This window comes from Streptomyces nanshensis (assembly GCF_001751255.1).
Lineage (GTDB): Bacteria > Actinomycetota > Actinomycetes > Streptomycetales > Streptomycetaceae > Streptomyces > Streptomyces nanshensis_A.
Map to the genome: position 1 here is coordinate 1 of NZ_LJGW01000106.1, position 6249 is coordinate 6249.

General features: G+C 70.5%; 2 protein-coding genes. One reads left to right on the forward strand and one right to left on the reverse strand.

From position 1 onward, the window contains the following. Positions 1-138: 138 nt before the first annotated feature. Positions 139-1161 carry an FkbO/Hyg5 family chorismatase gene (locus AN218_RS05485; protein ID WP_070015478.1) on the reverse strand — a complete coding sequence of 341 codons (1023 nt, stop codon included), beginning with the start codon at positions 1159-1161 and terminating at the stop codon, positions 139-141. Between the two features lie 286 nt (positions 1162-1447). On the opposite strand from AN218_RS05485, the gene AN218_RS05490 reads away from it, so the two are divergent. After that, the coding region (locus tag AN218_RS05490) for a beta-ketoacyl synthase N-terminal-like domain-containing protein (protein ID WP_141747477.1) at positions 1448-6249 on the forward strand (4802 nt) is incomplete at its 3' end.

Here is a 6249-nt window from a genome sequence, read left to right on the forward strand (position 1 = left end):
CGGGCCCGGCAGGGGCCCGGGGCCCGGTGATCTGCATGGAGCCGGATCTCCCACATCGTCTAGGGGCCAGGGCAGAGTTCGGGACGGAAGGGACGCGGGGGAGAGCCGGTACGCCCGCGGGCGGCACGCACCGGCCGGTCAGTCCACGATGCCCTCGATCTCCACCAGCAGGTCGGACCGGCAGACGTCGACATGAAGGAAAGCGACGTCCGCCTCCCGCGAAAAGGCACGTGCGCACATCTGCTGCACCGCGGGTATGTCGCCGGAATTACGCACGTACACCTTGATGTTGCGCAGGTCCGTCAGCGCGCGGCCCTCCCGCACGCCGTACGCGGAGAGATTCTCCGCACCGATGACGTGCGCGATGTTCTCCAGAGCCAGCCGGCACTGCCGCTCGATGTCGCCGGCGAAAAGAGTCTCGTGACCGCGGATGCTCGCCGTTCCCGACACGTATATCTGCTCCGCCGTACTGGCCGCTCCCGGCCGCGAAAGGCACGTCGCCCTGGAGAACTTCGGCGGCCGCGGACCGTAGCGCACCGGATAGTGATACGGCGGAATCTGCTTCGAATTCTCGACCGCCGTCAGAGCCGCCGACCGGCTCGCCAGGAAATAGAAGGCGATACCGCCCCCGAGCGCCCCGATACCCGTCGCCGCGGGCAGTTCCGCCTCGCGGAAGCGGAACCGTTCGAAGGCCTCCGCACGGCCCCGGCAGAAGTCCCGGTAGACCTCCAAGCCGTCCGCGTTGTCCTCATTGATCCGACTCACGAAGTTCCACATACGGAGGCACTTTGTAAAGCCGAGGGTTTCCATCAGGTCCAACGCGTTGAAGTACGCAGACCTCGTTCCCTCCGCATACCGGGGGCCCGACGGTATGAGACCCGCGCAGAACAGATACTCGCCGTCGTGGGCCCAGACGATCCCGTCCCGCTCGCCGCGTTCCGCGACAGCGCCGGAACTCCACACCTCCGCGAATTCCCGCTCCGCGGAGTCCGCCATGTGCAGACTCGACTCGACCGAGCCCTCCGACAGATGCGGCGCAACACATTCCGTCGTGTACCGCACGACGCCAAGGGTGGAATCCCGCGACTTCTCCGCGTCCGCTTCCTTGAGGCTCACGAACCTCGAAGACGGCAACGCCACCGCAACATCGGTGAATGTCATCGTCATCCCTTCCCGGGCGTACGGCATACCACCCGGCGACCAGAAACAAGAAGACCGACAAGGGCCGGACTCCCGAAGTGCGGAGATTTCCGAACCTCTGCTCCGGGACGCTAACAGCGCCAACGCAGCTATTGCGTCCCACACCACAGCCAACCAGGCCCCGGCGGGAAGATAGGGGGGTCACAGGGGTTTGTTAGGTGATTTCCTAGTCCCCCCGGTGACACGCTCCCCCCGGTAGCAAGCTGACGCGGCCGACGAGTGCCTGGAACCAGGGGAGCGCCTCGGGATGTTTCGTATCGAACTGATCCGGCCCTTGCCCGAGTTGCTGCGGGACCACGCCCGGCTCCGCGGCGACAAGCCCGCCTTCCGCGACCGCCGCCGCACCCTCACCTACGGCGAACTGGAAGAGCGCACCGGCCGCTTCGCCGGCCACCTCGCCGGGCTCCGGCTGCAACCCGGCGACCGGGCCCTCATCTACCTCGGCAACTGCGTCGAAACCATCGAAAGCTACCTGGCGATCATCCGCGCCGCAGGAGTCGCAGTCCCCCTCAACCCCCACTCCGCCGACGCCGAACTCGCCTACGTACTCGACGACTCCGGGGCCCGCGTCGTCGTCACCGACCCCGCCCACCTCGACCAGGTCCGCTCGATGCTGCCCGAACGGCCTCACCTGCGCGTCGTGGTGACCGGCGGCGACCCCCTGCCGTGGGACGCCGGGCAGAACGTCGTCTCCCACCAGGACCTGCTCGCCGCCCCGGCGCCCGCCCCTGCCCGCGACGACCAGGCACTCGACGACTCCGCGTGGATGCTCTACACCTCCGGCACCACGGGAAAACCCAAGGGCGTCCTCTCCAGCCAGCGCAGTTGCCTGTGGTCCGTCGCCGCCTGCTACTCGCCCATCGTCGGACTCAGCGAAGACGACCACGTCCTGTGGCCGCTGCCGCTGCACCACAGCCTCGCCCACGTGCTGTGCGTTATCGGTGTCACCGCCGTCGGCGCCACCGCCCGCATCCTGGACGGCTTCTCACCCGGCGAAGTCCTCGAAGCCATGCGGGAGGAAGCCTTCACCTTCCTCACCGGCGTCCCCGCCATGTACCACCGGCTGGTCGCCGCCGCACGCGAAGACGGCGGCGACGTACCCGCCGGCAGCCTCCAACGCGCCCTGACCGCGGGCTCCGTCTGCCCGGCCGCGCTCCGCCGCGACGTCGAAGAGACCTTCGACGTCCCGCTCCTCGACGGATACGGCAGCACCGAGACCTGCGGCCTGATGACCGTCAACTGGCCGGAGGGAACCCGCATCGACGGATCCTGCGGACTGCCCGTGCCGGGCCTCTCGCTGCGACTGGTCGACCCCGACAGCCGTCAGGACGTGCCCACCGGACAGGAGGGCGAGGTCTGGGTCCAGGGCCCCAACCTCATGTCCGGCTACCACAATCAGCCCGAAGCCACCGCCGAAGCACTGCCCGGCGGCTGGTACCGCACCGGAGACCTCGCACGCCGCGACGAATACGGCTACCTCAGCATCACCGGCCGCGTGAAGGAACTCATCATCCGCAGCGGCGAGAACATCCACCCCGCCGAAGTCGAAAGCGTCCTGCTCCAGGTGCCGTCCGTCGCCGACGCCGCCGTCGTCGGGCGCCCCCACGACGTACTCGGCGAGGTACCCGTCGCCTTCGTCGTCCCCGCAGAAGACGGCCTCGACCCCGAAGCCCTCTACGCCGCCTGCCGCGAAAAGCTCGCCAACTTCAAAGTCCCCGAAGAGATCTACGAGACCGGCGACATCCCCCGAACCTCCTCGGGCAAGATCACCCGCCACGTCCTTCTGGAACGCCCCGCACGCCTGCGAGCGGCCGGCGGCAGCCGCCACGAAGCCCTCCTGCACACCGACTGGACGCCGCTGCCGTCCATACAGGCCACCACCGGAACCGACCGGCCCGCCACCACACGCTGGGCGCTCATCGGCCCCGATCCCTACGGCCTCGCCACGGCCCTCACCGGCCACGCCCACGACATCACCCGCCACCCCGACCCGGCCGCCCTCCTCGACGCCGTTGCGGCAGGCGCCCCCGCACCGGAAACGATCCTGCTTTCCGTACCCGACGACGCAGACCCCGCGGGCCACCTCGCCGCCACAGCGGACGCCGAACTGGCGCGCCTCCGGCGGACCGTGCAGACCTGCGCCCAGGCGCCCGCCCTCGCAGACAGCAGCATCTGCGTCGTCACCCGCGGAGCCGTCGCCACAGGAGCAGCCGAACCCACAGCCGACCTCGTTCACGCCCCGCTGGGGGGACTGCTGCGCGCACAGCAGAACGCCCACCCCGGCCGCATCACGCACGTCGACATCGACCACCACGACGACTCACTCGCCCTCGTGCCCCTCGCCGTCACCCTCGACGAACCCCAGACGGCAGCCCGCTCCGGCGTCGCCCTCGCACCGCGGCTCGCCCGCGTCCCCGCAGGCGGCGACCGCGACGACGTACTCAGGCCCGACCCCGAAGGCACCGTCGCCGTCGCAGGCGAGCCGGACGCCACCGCGGCCGCCCTCACCCGCCACCTCGTCGCCGCATACGGCCTGCGCCACGTACTGCTGGCCAGCCCCCGAGGCGAGGGCGACGACGCGACGGCCGCCCTGGCACGCGAAGTCAGCGGACTGGGAGCCCGCACAACGGTCACCGCCTGCGACCCCGCCGACCGCACCGCGCTGGCCGCGGCACTGGAACAGGCCCACCGGCCGCTGACCGCCGTGCTCCACTGCGCCGCACCCACCCGGTCCGCCGCACCCGCCGCCCTGGCCGAACCCGCGGAGGCCCGACGGCAGTTCGCCCCCGCCGCCGAAGCAGCCGTCAACCTCCACCAGCTCACCAAGCGCGCCGATCTCGCCGCTTTCGTGACGATCACGCTCCACGACGGCGTCCTGGGCACCCCCGGACACGACGAACAGGCCGCCGCACACGCCTTCTTCGACGCCCTCGCCCACCATCGCCGCCGCCGCGGGCTGCCCGCCCTGTGCCTCGCCGCGGGCCCCGCCACGCGCCCGCACGAACTGACCGCGATGTTCGACGTGGCCGTCCCCTCCGGACACACACACGCCCTCGTCATGCGCCCCGGCGACATAGGGCCCGAAGAGCACGGCAGCACCGCAGCCGTGCCTCCTCTGCTGCGCGGCCTCCTCGACACCACACCCCTCACCGCCGTCGACGAGAACGAACTGAACGCGCTGCGGCAGCAGTTGCGTGACATGACCCCCGACGAGCAGACCGGCCGCCTCGTCGAACTCATCCGGACCGAGATGGCCGCCGTACTCGGCCGCACCGGAGCCGAACGGGCCGCCGCCGCACGCACCTTCCGCGAGATCGGCCTGACCTCCGTCAGCGCGGTCCAGCTCAGCAACCGCCTCGGCTCCGCCACCGGCCTGCGGCTGCCCGCACCCATCGCCTTCGACCACCCCACGCCTGAAGCCCTCGCCCGGTACCTGCGCTCCGAACTCCTCGACGAGCGCCCCGAATCGGGGCCCGCATTCCACGCAGCCGGTACAGCGGCCGACGGACGCCACGACGTGGAACGGCCGCGTCACGACCCCGGCGAACCCGTCGCGGTCGTTGGCATGGCGTGCCGCTACCCGGGCGGCATCGGCTCGCCCGAGGACCTGTGGCGCCTCGTCGCCGACGGCGCCGAGGTCACCTCCGACTTCCCGACCGACCGGGGTTGGAACTTCCGGCGGCTCTTCGACGGCTCAGCACGAGGCCGCGACGGCACCAGCGACACCCGGCAGGGCGGATTCCTGTACGACGCCGGCGACTTCGACGCCGGCTTCTTCGGCATCTCACCCCGCGAGGCCCTGGCGATGGATCCGCAGCAGCGGCTGCTGCTGGAGACGAGCTGGGAGGCGATCGAACAGGCCCGGCTCGATCCCGCCACGCTGCGTGGCTCCCGCACGGGTGTGTTCACCGGCGTGATGTACCACGACTACGGCACCGGCCTGGACCGGGCCCCGGAAGGAACCGAGGGCTACTGGACCACCGGTACCGCCGGCAGCGTCGTCTCCGGCCGGGTCTCCTACACCCTCGGCTTCGAAGGCCCCGCGGTCACGGTCGACACGGCCTGCTCCTCGTCGCTGGTCGCCCTCCACTGGGCCTCCCAGGCGCTCCGCAGCGGTGAGTGCTCCCTCGCGCTGGCGGGCGGTGCAACGGTCATGTCGACGCCGAGCACCTTCGTCGAGTTCTCCCGGCAGGGCGGTCTTGCCGCGGACGGGCGGTGCAAGGCGTTCTCCGACGCGGCCGACGGCACCGGTTTCTCGGAAGGCGTCGGGTTGTTGGTGTTGGAGCGGTTGTCGGATGCGCGGCGCAAGGGGCACAACATCCTGGCTGTGCTGCGGGGCAGTGCGGTGAATCAGGACGGTGCGTCGAACGGTTTGACGGCGCCGAATGGTCCGTCGCAGCAGCGGGTGATCCGTCAGGCGTTGGCGAGTGCGGGTCTGTCGGTCTCGGATGTGGATGCGGTCGAGGGTCACGGGACGGGCACGTCGTTGGGTGATCCGATCGAGGCGCAGGCGTTGTTGGCGACGTATGGCCGGGACCGTGAGCGTCCGCTGCTGCTCGGCTCGGTGAAGTCGAATCTGGGGCATACGCAGGCGGCTGCGGGTGTCGCGGGTGTGATCAAGATGGTGGAGGCGCTGCGGCACGGTGAGTTGCCGCGCACCCTGCACGTGGACGCTCCGTCGTCGCATGTGGACTGGGAGGCCGGTGCGGTCGAGCTGTTGACCGAGCGGACCTCATGGCCGGACGTGGGCCGCGCACGGCGTGCGGCCGTCTCTTCCTTCGGCGTGAGCGGCACCAACGCCCACGTGATCATCGAAGAGGCCCCCGCTCCCGCGGACTTGGGAGATGCCGACCCGTCTCGGGAAGACGCTCCCGCGGCCCAGGTCCCGGACGTGGTGCCGGTCTTGGCATCGGCGAAGTCGGCGGGGGCTCTGGACGGGCAGATCGAGCGGCTGGGGGAGTGTGCTGCCGCGGGGTCTGCGTTGGACGTCGGTTTCTCGTCGGTGACCACGCGTTCGGTGTTCGAGCATCGTGCGGTGCTGCTGGCCTC

Excerpts from the sequence above, each read along its gene's own strand:
- AN218_RS05485 (WP_070015478.1), bottom strand. The coding sequence starts at position 1,161 with ATGACATTCACCGATGTTGCGGTGGCGTTGCCGTCTTCGAGGTTCGTG.